15 protein-coding genes are annotated in these 16393 nt (G+C 68.6%); 8 read left to right on the top strand and 7 right to left on the bottom strand.

Going from position 1 to position 16393, the window contains the following annotated elements:
* The first annotated feature begins 40 nt into the window (after positions 1-40).
* The gene (locus OGL92_RS14445; protein WP_263144559.1) at positions 41-1975 is read left to right on the top strand and encodes an ATP-dependent DNA helicase RecQ; all 1935 of its coding nucleotides are present in this window, start codon (positions 41-43) and stop codon (positions 1973-1975) included.
* A gap of 89 nt (positions 1976-2064) precedes the next feature.
* On the opposite strand, the gene OGL92_RS14440 is transcribed toward OGL92_RS14445, so the two are convergent.
* A complete protein-coding gene (locus tag OGL92_RS14440) occupies positions 2065-2634 on the bottom strand; it encodes a DUF6436 domain-containing protein (RefSeq protein WP_263144556.1) in 570 nt (189 codons plus the stop codon).
* 120 nt (positions 2635-2754) lie between these two features.
* Here OGL92_RS14440 and OGL92_RS14435 point away from each other — a divergent pair, with 120 nt between their 5' ends.
* The gene (locus OGL92_RS14435; RefSeq protein ID WP_263144554.1) at positions 2755-3696 is read left to right on the top strand and encodes an alpha/beta hydrolase; all 942 of its coding nucleotides are present in this window, start codon (positions 2755-2757) and stop codon (positions 3694-3696) included.
* A 236-nt stretch (positions 3697-3932) separates the two neighbouring features.
* On the opposite strand, the gene OGL92_RS14430 is transcribed toward OGL92_RS14435, so the two are convergent.
* Complete coding sequence (locus OGL92_RS14430; protein WP_263144552.1) at positions 3933-4670, bottom strand: DUF2059 domain-containing protein; 738 nt, start codon at positions 4668-4670, stop codon at positions 3933-3935.
* Between the two features lie 138 nt (positions 4671-4808).
* Between OGL92_RS14430 and OGL92_RS14425 the strand changes: the two genes are divergently transcribed.
* Both OGL92_RS14425 and OGL92_RS14420 read left to right on the top strand, forming a co-directional pair.
* Entirely contained in the window at positions 4809-5429 is a 621-nt protein-coding gene (locus OGL92_RS14425) for a 2OG-Fe(II) oxygenase (RefSeq protein ID WP_263144549.1), read from the top strand.
* 77 nt (positions 5430-5506) lie between these two features.
* Positions 5507-6010 carry a DUF523 domain-containing protein gene (locus OGL92_RS14420; protein ID WP_263144605.1) on the top strand — a complete coding sequence of 168 codons (504 nt, stop codon included), beginning with the start codon at positions 5507-5509 and terminating at the stop codon, positions 6008-6010.
* A gap of 305 nt (positions 6011-6315) precedes the next feature.
* Here the strand turns inward: OGL92_RS14420 and serA are convergent, their stop codons facing one another.
* Positions 6316-7545, bottom strand: a complete 1230-nt coding sequence (gene serA, locus OGL92_RS14415; protein WP_263144547.1) for a phosphoglycerate dehydrogenase — start codon at positions 7543-7545, stop codon at positions 6316-6318.
* 201 nt (positions 7546-7746) lie between these two features.
* Here serA and OGL92_RS14410 point away from each other — a divergent pair, with 201 nt between their 5' ends.
* The 3 genes from OGL92_RS14410 to OGL92_RS14400 all read left to right on the top strand — a co-directional run bounded on the left by OGL92_RS14410 (position 7747) and on the right by OGL92_RS14400 (position 10919).
* A complete protein-coding gene (locus OGL92_RS14410) occupies positions 7747-9141 on the top strand; it encodes an FAD-binding oxidoreductase (RefSeq protein ID WP_263144545.1) in 1395 nt (464 codons plus the stop codon).
* Between the two features lie 82 nt (positions 9142-9223).
* On the top strand, positions 9224-9889 hold the full coding sequence (locus OGL92_RS14405) for a fumarylacetoacetate hydrolase family protein (RefSeq protein ID WP_263144543.1): 666 nt from the start codon (positions 9224-9226) through the stop codon (positions 9887-9889).
* 79 nt (positions 9890-9968) lie between these two features.
* Entirely contained in the window at positions 9969-10919 is a 951-nt protein-coding gene (locus OGL92_RS14400; RefSeq protein ID WP_263144540.1) for an SdiA-regulated domain-containing protein, read from the top strand.
* Here the strand turns inward: OGL92_RS14400 and OGL92_RS14395 are convergent.
* From OGL92_RS14395 to OGL92_RS14380, 4 genes are all read right to left on the bottom strand, one after another.
* Positions 10847-11296, bottom strand: coding sequence for a hypothetical protein (locus OGL92_RS14395; RefSeq protein WP_263144539.1), 450 nt, complete (start codon positions 11294-11296; stop codon positions 10847-10849). The genes OGL92_RS14400 and OGL92_RS14395 overlap by 73 nt on opposite strands.
* Positions 11297-11402: 106 nt before the next feature.
* Positions 11403-12425 carry a hypothetical protein gene (locus OGL92_RS14390; protein WP_263144538.1) on the bottom strand — a complete coding sequence of 341 codons (1023 nt, stop codon included), beginning with the start codon at positions 12423-12425 and terminating at the stop codon, positions 11403-11405.
* 11 nt (positions 12426-12436) lie between these two features.
* Entirely contained in the window at positions 12437-13831 is a 1395-nt protein-coding gene (locus tag OGL92_RS14385) for an HNH/endonuclease VII fold toxin-2 domain-containing protein (RefSeq protein ID WP_263144536.1), read from the bottom strand.
* Positions 13832-14084: 253 nt separating this feature from the next.
* Positions 14085-15101, bottom strand: a complete 1017-nt coding sequence (locus OGL92_RS14380) for an AraC family transcriptional regulator (protein WP_263144534.1) — start codon at positions 15099-15101, stop codon at positions 14085-14087.
* Positions 15102-15329: 228 nt separating this feature from the next.
* Between OGL92_RS14380 and OGL92_RS14375 the strand changes: the two genes are divergently transcribed.
* Positions 15330-16247 (top strand): SdiA-regulated domain-containing protein, encoded by a 918-nt coding sequence (locus OGL92_RS14375; protein ID WP_263144531.1) that lies wholly within the window; start codon positions 15330-15332, stop codon positions 16245-16247.
* Positions 16248-16393 lie beyond the last annotated feature (146 nt).

Genomic DNA, 16393 nt, shown 5'->3' with positions numbered 1-16393 from the left:
GACATGCGCACCCGCCAGGGATGCGCCGAGGAGGGATTCCATGATCGAGCAGACCCTCGCCGAGGTCTTCGGCTACGCCGGTTTCCGCCCCGGCCAGGATGCGGCGATCCGCGCCGTGCTCGCCGGCCGCTCGGCGGCGGCGATCTTCCCCACCGGCTCGGGCAAGTCGCTCTGCTACCAGTTGCCGGCGCTGCTGCTGCCGCACCTGACGCTGGTGATCTCGCCGTTGCTGGCACTGATGCAGGACCAATTGGCCTTCCTCCACCAGCACGGCATCGCCGCCGCCAGCATCGATTCGGCGCAGAGCCGCGAGGCCACCGCAGAGACCATGGCGCGGGCCAAGGCCGGCGAGCTGAAGATCTTGATGATCTCGGTGGAGCGCCTGAAGAACGAACGCTTCCGCCATTTCATCGCTCAGGTGCCGATCTCCCTGTTGGTGATCGACGAGGCCCACTGCATCTCCGAGTGGGGCCACAACTTCCGCCCGGACTACCTCAAGCTGCCCGACTACCAGCGCCAGTTCGGCATTCCCCAGGCGCTGTTGCTGACCGCCACCGCGACGCCGCCGGTGATCGCCGACATGCGTGCGAAGTTCGCCATCGCCGCCGAGGACGTGGTCACCACCGGTTTCTACCGGCCCAACCTGAGCCTGCTGGTGGAGCCGGTGAGCGGCGCCGACAAGCGCGCCCGCCTGGTGGACTGGCTGGCCGCCCGCGACGGCCAGCCGAGCATCGTCTACGTCACCCAGCAGAAGACCGCCGAGCAGATCGCCGAACACCTGTCGCGGCAAGGCATCGGCGCCAGCGCCTACCACGCCGGCATGGCCCACGAGCAGCGCGAGGCCATCCAGCGCCAGTTCATGGCCGGGCGGATCGGTTGCATCGTCGCCACCATCGCCTTCGGCATGGGCATCGACAAGGCCGATATCCGCAACGTGGTGCATTTCGACCTGCCCAAGTCCATCGAGAACTACAGCCAGGAGATCGGCCGCGCCGGGCGCGACGGCAAGCCTTCCGAGTGCCTGGTGCTGGCCAACCGCGACAGCCTCAACCTGCTGGAGAACTTCGTCTACGGCGATACGCCCGAGCGCACCGGTATCCGCCGGGTGCTCGACGAGCTCGCCCAGGCCGAGGGCGGGCAATGGGAGCTGATGCTCAACGCGCTGTCCGAGCAGAGCGACATCCGCCCGTTGCCGCTGAAGACCCTGCTGGTGCAACTCGAGTTGCGCGGCATCATCGCGCCGCGCTACGCCTATTTCGCCGAGTACCGCTTCAAGTACCTGTTGGAGCCCCAGGCCTTGCTGGACAAGTTCGACGGCGAGCGGCGCCAGTTCGTCGAGGCCATCGTCGCCACCTCGGCGCGGGCGCGGACCTGGTGCACGGTGGATTTCGACGCCCTGCACCGCGAGCATCGCGCCGAGCGCGGGCGGGTGGTGAAGGCGCTGGACTGGTTCGCGGAGAAGCGCTGGATCGAGCTGGAAAGCAAGCAGATGACCGAGGTCTACGCGCTGCTCGACGCCGCGTTCGACGCCGAAGCGCTGAGCGCCGACCTGCACGGCTACTTTCGCCGCCAGGAAGCCAGCGAGGTGGCGCGGATACACGCCATGCTCGAACTCTTCGCCAGCGATAGCTGCCTGAGCCGGCGCCTGGCCCTGTATTTCGGCGACGAACAGGTGCCGCCGCGCTGCGGGCATTGCTCGGTGTGCCAGGGGCGCGTCGCCCGCCTGCCGGAGCCGCCGCCCCTGCCGGCGCTGGCAGGAACGGAGTTGGCCGGCCTGTGCGGGGAGTTCGTCTCCCGCTATGAGCGCCTCAAGGGCGTCGGCCCCGGCAGCGAATGCCTGACACGCTTCCTCTGCGGCATCAGCGTGCCGGCGTTCACCCGCCTCAAGGCGCGCGGCCTGCCGGGCTACGCCGCCCTGGAAGCCCATCCCTACGCGGCGGTGCGGGCCTGGGTCGAGGCCCAGCTCTCCGCCTGAGCGCCGCTGCTACAGCGTCCGCCGAGGGCTATCGCGCCGGCCACGGATTCGGCTTCTGTGGCCGTGCCCAGGGCGGTGCGTCCATCCGGCTAGGGCTGTTGCCAGGCGCAGAAGCAGCCCTGGGCCAGGGTGTTGGCGGCATTCACCGGGCGGTCGGCGAGCAGGGCCTGGAGCACCGGTTCGATGAAGCTGTTGGCCGAGGTGCAGATGGCGCCCTGGCTGTAGGGGCCGAAGTACGCCAGGCGGCCGCTGCGGTCCCAGATCGCCACCGCCGGGCTGGCTGGCAGCCCTTCCATGCCCGGCAGGCGGTCCAGGGCGACCAGCGCCTTCAGGTTCGCCGGCAACCGGCCGTGGCTGCCGGGTCGTTGCACCGCATAGAAGGCCACGCCTTGGGGCGCGAAGCCTTCGATCAGCTCGGCGAGGTGCTGCTGGTTGCCGACGTTGCACGGGCAGGCCGGGTCCCAGAAATGCACCACGCGTATCGGCCCGGGCCCGGCGAGTCGTTCCGGCAGGCGCAGCGCATCGCCGCTGAACAGCGTGGCGCGGGTATCGAAGGCGCGGATGTAGCGGCTTTGGTACCAGGCCCAGGCGCTGTAGAACGCGACCAGGCCGCTCAGGAGGAGCAGGGCGGCGAGCAGGGTCTTGCGGCGAGGAGGCATGGGGGCGGACTATCGGCTGGGGTGCGCTAGCTTGCCATGCCGACGCGCCGCGCAGAACATCGGCGACCGCCCGCGGGTCTATCCCCGGGCAACACCGCCCGCCACCGCGATGGAAACCCGATGCCCGAGCCCTTCCAGCCAGACGAACTGCGCAGCCTGTTGCGCCCCTTGGCCACGGCCGCCGACGAGCTGGCGCAGAATCACCGCTACCGGACCTTCTATGGCCTGGACTTCGCCGAGCGCCACCCCGGCGTGCGGACCCGCCTGGGGCATTTCGTCGTGAAGGACTTCCGCCTCGCGGTGCAGCTGTGGACGCCGCCGCAGCCGCGCGCCAGCCTGTTGTTGCTGCACGGCTACTACGACCACATGGGCTTGTACCGCCACGTGATCGACTGGGCGCTGGGACGCGGCTTCGCCGTGCTGGCCTGCGACCTGCCGGGGCACGGCCTGTCCAGCGGCGTGCGCGCCAGCATCGAGGATTTCGCCGACTACCAGGCGACCCTCGCCGGCCTGCTCGCCGAGGCCGAGGCATTGAACCTGCCGGCCCCCTGGCACCTGTGCGGGCAAAGCACCGGCGGTGCGATCCTGCTGGACCACCTGCTGACCGGTGCGCCGGACCCGCGCCTGGGCGAAACCGTGCTGCTGGCGCCGCTGGTGCGGCCGCGCGCCTGGAACTGGTCGCGGCTCAGCTACCGCCTGTTGCGGCCCTTCGTCGAATCCATCCCGCGGCGCTTCAGCGTCAATTCCGGCGACGCCGCCTTCATCGACTTCGTCCACCGCGAGGACCCGCTGCAACCGCAGACCCTGCCGACCGCCTGGGTCGGCGCGTTGTCGCGCTGGATCCCGCGCATCGAGGCGGCGCCACGCTCGGCGCGACGGCCGCTGATCGTCCAGGGCGACGCCGACATGACCGTCGACTGGCAGCACAACCTCGGCGTGCTGCGGGACAAGTTCGACCGCCCCGAGGTGTTGATCCTGCCGCAGGCGCAGCACCACCTGGCCAACGAAGTGGAGGCGATCCGCCGGCGCTACTTCGCCTTCCTCGACGAACGCATCGACTGATCCAAGGGAGCGCCGGGGCCGCGAGCGGGATGCCCCTGAATCCGCGCATCCAGTGGCGCGCCCGGGCCGAGGCGCATGCTACAGGAAGGGCTGCCGGACGCTCCGCCCGGACAGGCCCTCCGGGCGTTCGCGGCAGTGGCGCCGATCCCGGGCTCGCCGGATGCCGTTGCGGCGCTGCGGAAGCGTTCCAGGGTCTGTACGAAAGCCAGCGAGCGCAGGCACTTTTCGTACAGAACCTAGGGCGCGTTGTCGGACGCCAGCCCGGCGCGCAGGGCGGCGAGGGCGGCCTGGTAATAGGCCTTGCCTTCCGGCGACTCGGCGAAGGCGGCGAACTCCTCCAGCTCCGGATCGGACAGCTCGCGATAGACGTGCAGCAGGGTGTTGTCCAAGTCGTTGCCGATCTGCTCCATCAGGCGTTGCCGCTGGCCGTCCATCAGGCCGCGGGCGTCGTTGTTGCCGAGCAGGCCGGGGAGCATCTGGCTGAGGCTGTCCGCGGCCACCCCGGCGAGGGCCAGGCTGACTTCGGCGCCGGCCTCGCGAACCGGCAACGCCTGCGCCAGGTGACGGATCAGCAGGCGCCGGGTGGCGTCGGCCTGGAGGCGCGGCAGGCCGTCGGCGTGCTGCGCCAACTGTTCGGGGCGGGTGGCCAGGGTCTCGGCGGCCACCACCTTGCGCCCCAGCGGCGACTGGAAGAAGGCCAGGGCCGCGCGGGGTTCGCCGAGGTCGGCGGCCAGTCGTTCGCGGGCGCGGCGATCCATGGCCTGGGCTTCGAAACGGCGATTGCTGTTGTCCACCAGCGCTTGGTACAGGGCTGGCGGCAGGCTGTTCTGGTAGCGCTTCTGGGCGGCGCCGAGGGCGCTCTGGAAATGCTCGCGCTGTTCCACCCAACCGCTGGCGCGGTAGAGGTCATCATGGGCATCGGCGAAGACCGCGGGACTGATCAGCAACACGAACAGGGCAAACAAAACGCGCATACACACTCCTGTGGAACCCGCCGCCGAAGCGGGCGACGGCGCGGGACGATGGGGCATTCCAGCGCGCCTGGCGGCGATATTCTCCGGGGCCGTCGCGAAGTTGTCGAGGCGCCGCAGCCGCGCTGATAGACTCGCGCGATGACACCCTTCGCCGACACGCCGCTGCTTTCGCGCATCGCCGACGACCTCGCCGAGCGCGGCTGGTCGCGGCAACATGCCTTCCTGCCAGAGGCTCTGACCCTCGAACTGGCGCACGAGTGCCGCCAGCGCGCCGCGCGTGGCGCGCTGGAGCCGGCGGCGGTCGGCCGGGGCGACGCCCAGCACGTTCGCGAAGGGGTGCGCGGCGACCTCATCCAATGGCTGGAACCGGGGCAGTCGGCGGCCTGCGACCGCTACCTGGCGCACATGGAGACCCTGCGCCAGGGGTTGAACCAGACACTGTTCCTCGGCCTGGAGGACTTCGAAAGCCATTTCGCCCTGTATCCGCCCGGTGCTTTCTACGAGAAGCACCTGGACCGTTTTCGCGACGATGACCGGCGCACGCTGTCCGCGGCCCTCTACCTCAACCCGGGCTGGCAGCCGCAAGATGGCGGCGCCCTGCGCTTGTACCTCGACGAGGGCGAACACGAGGTGCTGCCCGAGGCCGGCTGCCTGGTGCTGTTCCTCTCCGCGAGCCTGCCCCACGAAGTGCTGCCGGCCCACCGCGAGCGTCTGTCGTTGACCGGCTGGTTCCGCCGCCGCGGCGAGTCGCTCCTGTGAGCGACTCCCTGCCCCTCGGCACGGGCTCGCCGCCGCTGGCCGCTTCGACGAACCTGGAGCCAACCGCGGTGGCAGGCCTGCCGAAAGTGCTCGTCAGCCGCTGCCTGCTTGGCCAGCCGGTGCGTTACGACGGCGGTTGCCAGGGTCCGTTCGACCTGTTGCAGCGCTGGCAGGCGCAGGGTCGCGTGGTGCCGGTCTGCCCGGAAGTGGCGGGCGGCCTGCCCACCCCGCGGGCGCCGGCGGAGATCCCCGGCGGGCAGGGCGAGGCGGTGCTCGACGGCCGGCGACCGGTGCTCACCGACGACGGCGAGGACGTCACCGCGGCCTTTCTCGAAGGCGCCGCGATCGCCCTGGCGCTGGCCGCGCGTCACGGCATCCGCGTCGCCGTGCTCAAGGCGCGCAGCCCGTCCTGCGGCAACCGGGAAACCTACGACGGCAGCTTCAGCGGCACCCGTGTCGCCGGGGCCGGCGTCACCGCCGCGCAGCTCCAGCGTGCCGGCGTCCAGGTATTCAACGAACGGGAACTGGACCAGGCCGCCGCCGCCCTGGCGCGGTTGGAGCGCCAGCTGCCGCCCGCCTAGGCGTTCATCGCGGGCCGCTTTGCCCGGTCCGCGGGCGTTCGTCCTTCCTGGCGATGCCTACACCGCCTTCCCCGGGATTTCGGGCCGGCCGCTTTGCCGCAGGCGGAGACGCCGCCGGGCCTCCCGTGGGCTGGGTCGCGAGGCGACGGCGCGCTCATGCCTCGCCCCTGGCGCGTGCCGAAGACCTCGGCGCTTGCGCCGCAGCGCAACCGGTGGAGGCCGTCGTCGCCTGGTCCGGCCCGTTTTCGTCCGCCCACGAAAAAGGGAGGCCGAAGCCTCCCTTGTTCAGTGCACCGGTCCGGGCGTCAGAACAGCACGCGGCTGCGGATGGTGCCGTTGACCTGATGCAGCTTCTCCAGCGCCAGGTCGGAGTACTCGGCGTCCACGTCGATCACCACGTAGCCGACGTTCTCGCTGGTCTGCAGGAACTGGCCGGAGATGTTGATGCCGTTCTCCGCGAAGACCTTGTTGATCTCGCTCATCACGCCGGGAATGTTCCGGTGGATGTGCAGCAGACGGTGCTTGCCCGGGTGCGCCGGCAGCGCCACTTCGGGGAAGTTGACCGAGGACACCGAGGTGCCGTTGTCGCTGTACTTGACCAGCTTCTCGGCGACCTCCAGGCCGATGTTGGCCTGGGCCTCGGCGGTCGAGCCGCCGATGTGCGGGGTGAGGATCACGTTGTCCAGGCCACGCAGCGGGCTCTCGAATTCCTCGTCGTTGGAGCGCGGCTCCACCGGAAACACATCGATGGCGGCGCCGATCAGGTGCTTGTCCTTGATCGCCTCGGCCAGGGCGTCCAGGCGCACCACGGTACCGCGGGCGGCGTTGATCAGGATGCCGCCCTTCTTCATCGCACGGATTTCGGCTTCGCCGATCATCCACTGGGTGGAGGGCAGCTCGGGGACGTGCAGCGACACGATGTCGGCCAGGCCGAGCAGCTCTTTCAGGGTGGTGACCTGGGTGGCGTTGCCCAGCGGCAGCTTGGTCAGCGGGTCGTAGAAGAACACCTGCATGCCGAGGCCCTCGGCCAGCACCGACAACTGGGTACCGATCGAGCCGTAGCCGACGATGCCGAGCTTCTTGCCGCGGATCTCGAAGGAGTTGGCCGCGCTCTTGATCCAGCCGCCACGGTGGCAGGAGGCGTTCTTCTCGGGGATGCCGCGCAGCAGCAGGATGGCTTCGGCGAGCACAAGCTCGGCCACCGAGCGGGTATTGGAATAGGGGGCGTTGAACACCGCGATGCCGCGCTCGCGGGCGGCGCCCAGGTCGACCTGGTTGGTGCCGATGCAGAAACAGCCCACCGCGACCAGTTTCTTCGCGCTGTTGAAGACGTCCTCGGTCAGCTGGGTGCGGGAGCGGATGCCGATGAAATGGGCTTCGGCGATCTTTTCCTTGAGCTGGTCTTCGGGCAGCGAGCCGGTCAGGTACTCGATGTTGGAGTAGCCGGCGGCCTTGATGGTGTCCACGGCGTTCTGATGGACGCCTTCCAGAAGAAGGAACTTGATCTTGCTCTTGTCGAGAGACGTCTTGCTCATCTGCGTACCTGTGATCCCAATAGAAATGGCAGGGCGATGGGCAGCGCGGGAGGCTGCCCGGGCCGGCGTGGGCCGGCTCCCGGATCGGGCGGACGCGCGATTCGCGGGGGGGCGTTATGCTAGCATGTTCTCCTTTTTCCATGCTCGGTTGCGACCTGAAGCGTTCTCAGGGCGACCATGAATGTTTCGAGAGTTCTACAGATGACCGACATCGCCCTGATCGAAGAGCTGCAGACCCTGCTGGAGCCGGGGAAAGTCCTCACCGACGCCGCTTCGCTGGACGCCTATGGCAAGGACTGGACCAAGCATTTCGCCCCCGCGCCGCTGGCCATCGCCTTTCCCAGGAGCATCGAGCAGGTCCAGGCCATCGTGCGCTGGGCCAACCAGCGCAAGGTCGCGCTGGTGCCCTCCGGCGGCCGTACCGGGCTGTCCGCCGCAGCGGTGGCGGCCAACGGCGAGGTGGTGGTGGCCTTCGACTACATGAACCGCATCCTCGAGTTCAACGCCTTCGACCGCACCGCGCGCTGCCAGGCCGGGGTGGTAACCAAGCAGTTGCAGAACTTCGCCGAAGAGCACGGCCTGTACTACCCGGTGGACTTCGCGTCCTCCGGCTCCAGCCAGCTCGGCGGCAACATCGGCACCAACGCCGGCGGGATCAAGGTGATCCGCTACGGCATGACCCGCAACTGGGTCGCCGGGCTGAAGGTGGTCACCGGCCAGGGCGACCTGCTGGAACTGAACAAGGACCTGATCAAGAACGCCACCGGCTACGACATGCGCCAGTTGTTCATCGGCGCCGAGGGCACCCTGGGCTTCGTCGTCGAAGCCACCATGCGCCTGGATCGCGCGCCGAAGAACCTCACCGCGATGGTCCTCGGCACCCCGGACTTCGACGCCATCATGCCGGTGCTGCACGCCTTCCAGGGCAAGCTCGACCTGACCGCCTTCGAGTTCTTCTCGGACAAGGCGCTGGCCAAGGTGCTGGCGCGCGGCGACGTGCCGACGCCCTTCGACACCCAGTGCCCCTTCTATGCGCTGCTGGAGTTCGAGGCCAGCACCGAGGAGGTGGCCAACGAGGCGCTGGCCACCTTCGAGCATTGCGTGGAACAGGGCTGGGTGCTCGACGGGGTGATGAGCCAGAGCGAGCAGCAGTTGCAGAACCTGTGGAAGCTGCGCGAGTACATCTCCGAGACCATCTCCCACTGGACGCCCTACAAGAACGACATCTCGGTCACCGTGTCGCGGGTGCCGGCGTTCCTCAAGGACATCGACGCCATCGTCGCGGCCAACTACCCGGACTTCGAAGTGGTCTGGTTCGGCCACATCGGCGACGGCAACCTGCACCTGAACATCCTCAAGCCGGACGACTTGTCGAAGGATGAGTTCTTCGCCAAGTGCGCCACGGTGAACAAATGGGTGTTCGAGACGGTGGAGAAGTACGAGGGCTCGATTTCCGCCGAGCACGGTGTCGGCATGACCAAGCGCGATTACCTCGGCTATAGCCGTTCGGCGGCCGAGATCGGCTACATGAAGGCGCTGAAGGCGGTGTTCGACCCCAACGGCATCATGAACCCCGGCAAGATCTTCGCCGTCTGAGCCCGGGCGCCCGCTTCTTCGCGGGCCGGGCGCCCTCGGCCGCCTCGCTTCACTGTCGCGTCATTTCGCTCCAGGAGTCGCCATGAGCTACCAGCACCAATACACCGACGGCACCCCCATCCATTTCCCCCTGGGCAAGGTGGTGTGCATCGGCCGCAACTACGCCGAGCACGCCAGGGAACTGAACAACCCGGTGCCGAGCGAGCCGCTGCTGTTCATCAAACCCGGCAGTTGCGCGGTGCCCCTGGAAGGCGGTTTCGCCATTCCCCGGGATCGCGGCTCGGTGCACTACGAGGCGGAAATCGCCGTGCTGATCGGCAAGCCGCTGTCCCGCGAGCCGGGCGACGAGGAAATCCGAGACGCGATTTCCGGCTTCGCTCCGGCCCTCGACCTGACCCTGCGCGACGTGCAGGCCCGGCTCAAGGAAAAGGGCCTGCCCTGGGAAATCGCCAAATCCTTCGACGGCGCCTGCGTGCTCGCCCCCTTCGTGCCCGGCGACGCGGTGGCCGACCTGGGCGACATCGGCATCCGCCTGAGCATCGCTGGCGAGGTCCGCCAGGACGGCAACAGCCGCGACATGCTCAACCCGATCCTGCCGCTGGTCCGACACATCTGCGGGCATTTCAGCCTGCAACCGGGCGACGTGCTCCTCACCGGAACTCCGTCCGGGGTCGGCCCGCTGCGGGTCGGCGACGAATTGTCGCTGGAACTGGTCGGTCACTCGCGCTTCGACAGCCGCGTCCTCTGAGCCCGCGACCGCGGTTATTTACCTTGGCACCTCCCGCCGGCATAGGTAGGCTGGGGGCTTCGCTCCCGGGAGACGCCCGATGCGCCTGCCTTTCTCTCTACCCCGTGCCCGCTGGCTGGTAGCGGGTTTCGCCCTGGCCCTCACCGCCGGGGTGGTCAAGTCGCAGCACCTGGATGACCGCCTGCTGTTCCTGATCAAGGAAAACAGCCTCACCCAGGGGCAGCGGGACGCCAGTATCTGGCTGCCGGGCTATCACGCCGTGATCCAGGGCAAGTCGCTGAGCGGCCTGGAACACGACGAGACCTCCGACCTCACCTACAACCCCCTCAGCGGCACGCTGTACACCGTCACCGGCAAGAAGCCGCTGCTGGTGGAGCTGTCCCGCGAGGGCGAAGTGCTGCGCAGCATTCCGCTGATCGGCTTTTCCAACCCGGAAGGGGTGGCGATGATGGAGGACGGCAACCTGGCGATCACCGACGAGCGCCGGCGCACCCTGTCGCTGGTGCGGGTGAATGCGCTAACCACGGAAATCAACGCCGCCGACGCCACCGAGTACGACCTGGGATTCCCCGAGTCCCGCAACAAGGGCTTCGAGGCGATCGCCTGGGACCCCGCACAGGGTCGCCTGCTGCTGGGCAAGGAGCGCGAGCCACGGGCGCTCTACAGCTGGGACAGCGATGGCCGTGGCCAGGTGTTCGGCAACATGCGCGAGCTGCCCAGCGGCGGTTTGCAGATGCGCAACGTCTCGGCCATGAGCATCGACCCGCGGACCCGCCACACCCTGGTGCTCTCGGCGCAGTCGAACCTGCTGCTGGAGCTGGACGAGCGCGGCGATCCGGTCAGCTTCATCAGCCTGATCGGCGGCCTCAACGGCCTGCGCCAGGGCATCCCGCGCGCCGAGGGCGTGGCCATGGACGAGGCCGGCGACATCTACATGGTCAGCGAGCCGAACCTGTTCTACGTGTTCCGCAAGGACTCCCCGGCGAACACCACGGCGGCCGACAAACTGGCCGTGGTCCCCGCCGGCTGAGCCGGCCCGGCGTCGGCGACCGGGGCCGCGGCTTCGCGGTGGTGGCCGACGAGGTGCGCGCTGGCCCAGCGCACCGCCGAATCCACCGCGGAGATCGACGCCTTGCTCGGCAAGCCGACCAGCAGTGCCCTGCAGGCGGCCGGCGAAATGCAGCAGAGCCTGGCGCAGTCCGAGGCGTCGGTGCGCGACACCGGCGAGGTGCGCGAAGCGTCCGCCGGCATCCACGAGGCGGTCACGGTGATCAGGGACATGAACAACCCGATCGCCACCGCCGCCGAGGAACAGCATCGGGTGGCCGAGGAGATCAATCGCCATATTGCCAAAATCCATGGCGGCGCCACCCACATCAGCGAAATCTCCGCGACCGCCAAGTCCATTAGCCGCACCCTCGCCGGTGTGGCCGACGAGCTGCACCGCCTGGCGGGTGCGCTTCCGGACCCGCGGAGGCGCGGCTTCCCGCGCCCGCCCGCCCGGGCGGCCAGGTCAGACGAAGTCGTAGGTGCTGAACAGGCGCGTCCAGTCCTGGCCATCGAACAGGCAGGCGCCATGGGGGCCGGCGGTCAACAGGTGCTCGCCGTCCGGGCTGACGTCCAGGCGTCCGCTGACCATGGCGCTGGGCGCCTGGGTATCCACCTCGCCCAGGGGCACCAGTTCCTTGCCGCTCAGGGTATACAGGCCTTCCTGCGCGCCCAGGTACAGCCGGCCCTTGAACCAGGCGGCGTCGACCGGTTGATGGCCCCAGGCGAGGTCGGCTTGTGCGACTTTCTGCCAGCGGCTTTCCCGGCCGGCCCAGACGCAGCCTTTGGCATCGCTGATGTACACCTTGCCGTCGCCGGCGCAACAGACGGTTTCCAGCTGGGCGTTGGTCGGGAACGGGCAGTTCTGCCAGCGCTTACCGTCGAAGCGCCAGACGTCGCCGGACCCTCCGACGGCGTACAGGTCGTCGGCGGCGAAGGCGGACAGGTCCTTGAAGCCCAGGGTCATCCAGTAATCGTCGTTGTCGGCGGCATCGGCGGGTAATTCGAGGCCCGAGCCGTCCGCATTCAACCGGGTCCAGCGTTCGAAGCCTTCGCGCCGGTAGAGACTCCGGTAGGTGCCCAGCCCATACAGCGTGCCGGCCGCGCGCACCAGCTTCTGGACGACGATGCGGCCACCGCTCGGCGAGGCGGTGTCCGCCTGGGTATCCAGGGGGCTTTCCACGCCTTTCTGCCTGGCGTTGGCCGAATAGACAGTGTTACGGGTATCGACCGCCACATACTCCGCCGGCGAAGTGCTGCAGGCGATGGAGGTGAAGCCGAAGTTGCCGCTGGTGAACACGCCGAAGCGTTTCTCCATCGGCGCGTCGGTGGCCATCGTGATGAAGCGCGTGCGCGGCCGCGAATCCCGCGAGTCCTGTTCTTCCACCAGGACGAAACCGTAGCCCTTGCTCCGGTAGATGGCGCAGTCGTAGAGCGTGAAGCCGCGTACGAAGTGTTCCCATGTCGCTTTGTCGAAGACGTTTGCCATCGCGAATCTCCTTACATCGGTGTATCGCTCGTATCGGATACGTCGGGGCCCTGTCCGGGGTTTCCGGAATGCGGCGTCACCTCGGCGGTATCGAGCGGCCCACACTTATGAACCTTTCCGTAGTATTCGTTCAGTTGGGCCTTCAGGCAGTCGGCGTCGCAGTGGAAAGCGGTGGCGATCAACTGGGACAGCTTGTCCCGGGCCTGGGTGTAGGGCATGTCGGACTTGCCGAGGTACTCGTTGAGCGCCACCTCGGTGCCCTTGTGGGCCATCCCGTGGCTGCCGTTGGAGGCCCGGTTGGTGGTGCCTTCGAGGCAGATGGTGGGCGCGTCGCCGTGCTTGTACTTCTCCCAGCAGGCGCGGTTGCCGCCCTGCTTCATCTCTTCCTTGCCGGTCTTGGGGTGGGTCTGCGACACGTACTCGTGGAACATCGCGTCCGGGAGCAGGTGGTGACCGGTCTGGCCGGGGCAGCAGCCATTGCCCTTGGCGCTCTTGTCGCTGTCCTTGTAGGGAATGAGCATGCATTTGCGCGCCCGCAGGCAGGGGTTGGCGAAGGCGATGGCGGCCTGGGCGCTGGCCATGGCGTCCTCGAGGCCGCCGGGGCTGAGGATTTTCTTCAATTCGTCGAGCCTGCCCTGGATGACCGCGAGGGCTTTTTCCAGTCGCGCGAAACGTTGGGCCAGGTCGCCGGTGATGGCCGCCGCGGCGACCTGACCGAGCACCTTGCCCAGGCCCTGGTAGAGGCTCATGCGCCCGAGGACGCTCGCCAGCACCGGGAAGCGCGAGGCAGCGGTGCGCTGGGCCGCCTTTTCCGCGGCATTGTCCAGGGTGGCCTGCCCATGCCGCTTCACGTAGTCGTCGGCGAAGGTCTTCATCTCGGCGAGGCTTTTGTTCAGCAAGCCGTCCTGTTCGCCGATCAGGGCGTCCACCTGGGACTGGATCTGCTGCTTGAAATCCTCGGTGTTGGTTGTGCCGTCCTTGCGCTTGCCGCCGGGCTTGATCCATAGCCCGGTGCAGTGGTCGCTCATCCACTGGTTGGACGCATTGGCCTTGTAGCTGCCGCGGGACCGGCCCACGCCGTCGATCGCGGTGATGGCCGACTTGAACGTGCCCTCCAGCCCGAGCATGGCGCTGCCCGGCTGGTTTTGCTGGCGATTGAGCTTGGCGTCCTTGAGGGAGTCCGCGCCGTCCTGCTTGCCCTGCGGGGTGTCGCAGGCGTGCTGGATGCGCTCGATGTCTTTCTTGCACGGCACCTGCTTGGCGGGCGTGTCCAGGTAGAAAAAGACCGCGGTGTTCGCCGGCGTCTTGCCTGCGGGGCGTTTGTTGCCGCCGGGTTTGCCGCCGTCGCCGTCCGCCTTGCGCTTGGTACCCTGGCTTCCCCCTGTGCCCGCTGTCCCTGGAGCCATCTTCTGTCGTTCCTTCGTGGTGGCGGCGTTGAGCGAAACGGTGCCGGTGCCCGCCTTTCCGTTCCGGCTGCGCATCCTTCACAAAGCCTGGAGGCGCCGCAATGCGCATCCTCGGGATTTGCCAAACGCGTCGCGGTGCCGTCCGACCGACGGACAGGCGTCGTGCCGAGCGGACGAGGCGCTCAAGCACGGGGCTTCGGGCGGAGAGGCGCGCGCGGCCGGCGTCGAGCCGCGGGGGAGGGCCTGGCGCGCGTCAGCGCCGGTACAGGCTCGGCGACTGGCCGCTCCAGCGCCGGAAGGCATGGCGGAAGCTGGCGGTTTCGCTGTAGCCGAGTTGCTCGGCGATCAGGTAGATCGGCAGGTCGGTATCCGCCAGCAGGCGCCGTGCCTTGTCGTAGCGGACTTCGTCGAGCAGGCGCTGGTAGCTGGTGTCGAGCCGTTGCAGGTGTCGGCGCAGGGTGCGCTCGGAGCGATGCAGGCGTCGCGCGACGCAATGCAGGGCGCTGGATTCGCGCAGGTGGCCGTCGAGATGGCGGCGAATCTGTTCGAGCATGTCGTGCTTGCCGGACAGCCGCGCATCCAGCTCCAGGCATTGCCGCGGGCCAGAGTGGCAGGTGAGCGGATCGGCCAGGGGCAAAGGTCGTTCGAGCAGCGCGGCATCGAAGCAGAGGGCCGCGGCCGGCGCCTCGAAAACCACCGGGCAGCCAAGCTTCTCGGCATAGAGGCTGGCGTGCCCGGGCGCGGCGAAGGGCAGCAGCAGGCGACACGGCTTGACCGCTTCGCCGAGCAGGTCGCGGACCAGGGTGAGCAGCGCGGTCAGGCAGAGTTCGGTGGTGAAGACGGCCAGCGCGGGGGCGTCGCGGTAGCGGCTGGCGACCAGCCGCGCTTCGTCGCCGTGGCGTTCCAGGGCCAGGTGGAAAGAGCTGCCGAGCAGCGCCGGGCGCGCCAGCGCCAGGCACAGGGCGTCGCGCAGGGTGCGGCTGGCGAGCAAGGTGTGGCCGAGGATGCCTTGGGCCGAGACGTGCATGCCCAGGCCGAGGGACAGCCCGAGAGCCGGGTCGCGGGTGCACTCCAGGGCGTTGGCGAAGACGCGCAGTTCCTGGGTGTGGCGGATGAGCTTGTCCGGGGTGTCCAGGTCGGCGCGGGCCAGGCCGCTGTCGGCCAGCAGGCGTTCGTAGGGCACGCCGCGGGCGGCGAGGGTGTCCATCGCCAGGGCGACGGTGTGCAAGGTGGTGAGCCTGCGTTCTTCCGGTAGCGTGGCCTGATCCATGGAGCGTCCCCTTTGGTAACGCGCCTGGACGTCCGCGAGCTCGCGACGGCAGCGATCCGCTGCGGGGAACCGGCGCGTTCACCCTGTTCGACCGGCTCCGCGGTGGGGCCTGGGCGTCAGCCGCGCCGCGAGGTGCGCGCCCGACTCGCCTGCCGACCGGGAGCATTAAGCCTGGATTCAGCGAAATCGTGCTATTTCTGGCGGCCTTCGTGTTCCCGAGCCTGTCGCATGCGCCGATTCCTTACGCTGAAAATCCTGTCTTTGACGCTGGTGATGGCCTGCGTGCTGCTGGCGGCGGTGGCCGCCCAGCATTTCCGCCTGTACGAGCGTGGCTGGTTCGTTTTGCAAGAATGGCGCCATGCCGGCGAGTGGCGCGAGCGTTCGGTGTGGCTGCCGGATTACCGAGTGACGGTGGAGGCCCGGGAGATCGTCGGCCTGGACGCGGACATCTCGGCGCTGACCTACGATCCGCAGCGGCGCAGCCTGTTCAGCGTGACCAACCGGCGCCCGGAACTGCTGGAGCTGTCCCTCGACGGCCGCCTGCTACGGCGCATCGAGCTGGTGGGCTTCGGCGACCCGGAAGCCGTCGAGTACATCGCCCCGGGCGTCTACGTGATCACCGACGAGCGCCAGCAACGGCTGATAAAGGTGCACCTGGACGATGCCACCACGCGCCTGGATGCGGCGGCCGGGGAGCAGTTGTCGTTGGGCATCGACCGCAACGGCAACAAGGGCTTCGAGGGGCTGGCCTACGATGCTGCCGGCCAGCGGCTGTTCGTCGCCAAGGAGCGCGACCCGGTGCGCATCTACGAGATCCAAGGGTTTCCCAGCACTGCGCAGCAGCCTTATTCGGTGAAGGTGCTGGACGATCCGAAACGCGACGCGCGGCTGTTCGTGCGCGACCTGTCCAGCCTGGACTACGACGCGCGCAGCGGCCACCTGCTGGCGCTGTCGGACGAGTCGCGGCTGATCCTGGAACTGAACGCCAAGGGCCGTCCGGTCAGCAGCCTGTCGCTGCTGCGCGGCATGCAGGGCCTGCGGCGCAGCGTGCCCCAGGCCGAGGGCATGGCGATGGACGACGAGGGCACGCTCTACCTGGTCAGCGAGCCGAACCTGTTCTATGTGTTTCGCAAGCCGGGCGACTGAGCCGGCACCTGCGCGGCACCGCCGAGGGGCGCGCATCCGTTGCGGGCAGCGCCGCTGGCCGTCGAGGATGCGTGGAGACCGGGCTGGAAGGAACGCAACGGCCCGGCCTTTCGGCGCGGGCCGCCGCCGCGTCCCCTAGGGACGCG

Origin of the sequence: Pseudomonas sp. RIT-PI-AD (assembly GCF_025642785.1) — a bacterium.
GTDB lineage: Bacteria > Pseudomonadota > Gammaproteobacteria > Pseudomonadales > Pseudomonadaceae > Pseudomonas_T.
The sequence above is the reverse complement of the archived record's forward strand: the minus strand, read 5'-3'. Positions and strand labels throughout refer to the sequence as shown.

Bases quoted from the DNA above. Each gene is read 5' to 3' on its own strand.
- OGL92_RS14445 (WP_263144559.1), top strand. From the start codon at position 41: ATGATCGAGCAGACCCTCGCCGAGGTCTTCGGCTACGCCGGTTTCCGC.
- OGL92_RS14440 (WP_263144556.1), bottom strand. From the start codon at position 2,634: ATGCCTCCTCGCCGCAAGACCCTGCTCGCCGCCCTGCTCCTCCTGAGC.
- OGL92_RS14435 (WP_263144554.1), top strand. From the start codon at position 2,755: ATGCCCGAGCCCTTCCAGCCAGACGAACTGCGCAGCCTGTTGCGCCCC.
- OGL92_RS14430 (WP_263144552.1), bottom strand. From the start codon at position 4,670: ATGCGCGTTTTGTTTGCCCTGTTCGTGTTGCTGATCAGTCCCGCGGTC.
- OGL92_RS14425 (WP_263144549.1), top strand. From the start codon at position 4,809: ATGACACCCTTCGCCGACACGCCGCTGCTTTCGCGCATCGCCGACGAC.
- serA (WP_263144547.1), bottom strand. From the start codon at position 7,545: ATGAGCAAGACGTCTCTCGACAAGAGCAAGATCAAGTTCCTTCTTCTG.
- OGL92_RS14410 (WP_263144545.1), top strand. From the start codon at position 7,747: ATGACCGACATCGCCCTGATCGAAGAGCTGCAGACCCTGCTGGAGCCG.
- OGL92_RS14405 (WP_263144543.1), top strand. From the start codon at position 9,224: ATGAGCTACCAGCACCAATACACCGACGGCACCCCCATCCATTTCCCC.
- OGL92_RS14400 (WP_263144540.1), top strand. From the start codon at position 9,969: ATGCGCCTGCCTTTCTCTCTACCCCGTGCCCGCTGGCTGGTAGCGGGT.
- OGL92_RS14395 (WP_263144539.1), bottom strand. From the start codon at position 11,296: ATGGACTTGGCGGTCGCGGAGATTTCGCTGATGTGGGTGGCGCCGCCA.
- OGL92_RS14390 (WP_263144538.1), bottom strand. From the start codon at position 12,425: ATGGCAAACGTCTTCGACAAAGCGACATGGGAACACTTCGTACGCGGC.
- OGL92_RS14385 (WP_263144536.1), bottom strand. From the start codon at position 13,831: ATGGCTCCAGGGACAGCGGGCACAGGGGGAAGCCAGGGTACCAAGCGC.
- OGL92_RS14380 (WP_263144534.1), bottom strand. From the start codon at position 15,101: ATGGATCAGGCCACGCTACCGGAAGAACGCAGGCTCACCACCTTGCAC.
- OGL92_RS14375 (WP_263144531.1), top strand. From the start codon at position 15,330: ATGCGCCGATTCCTTACGCTGAAAATCCTGTCTTTGACGCTGGTGATG.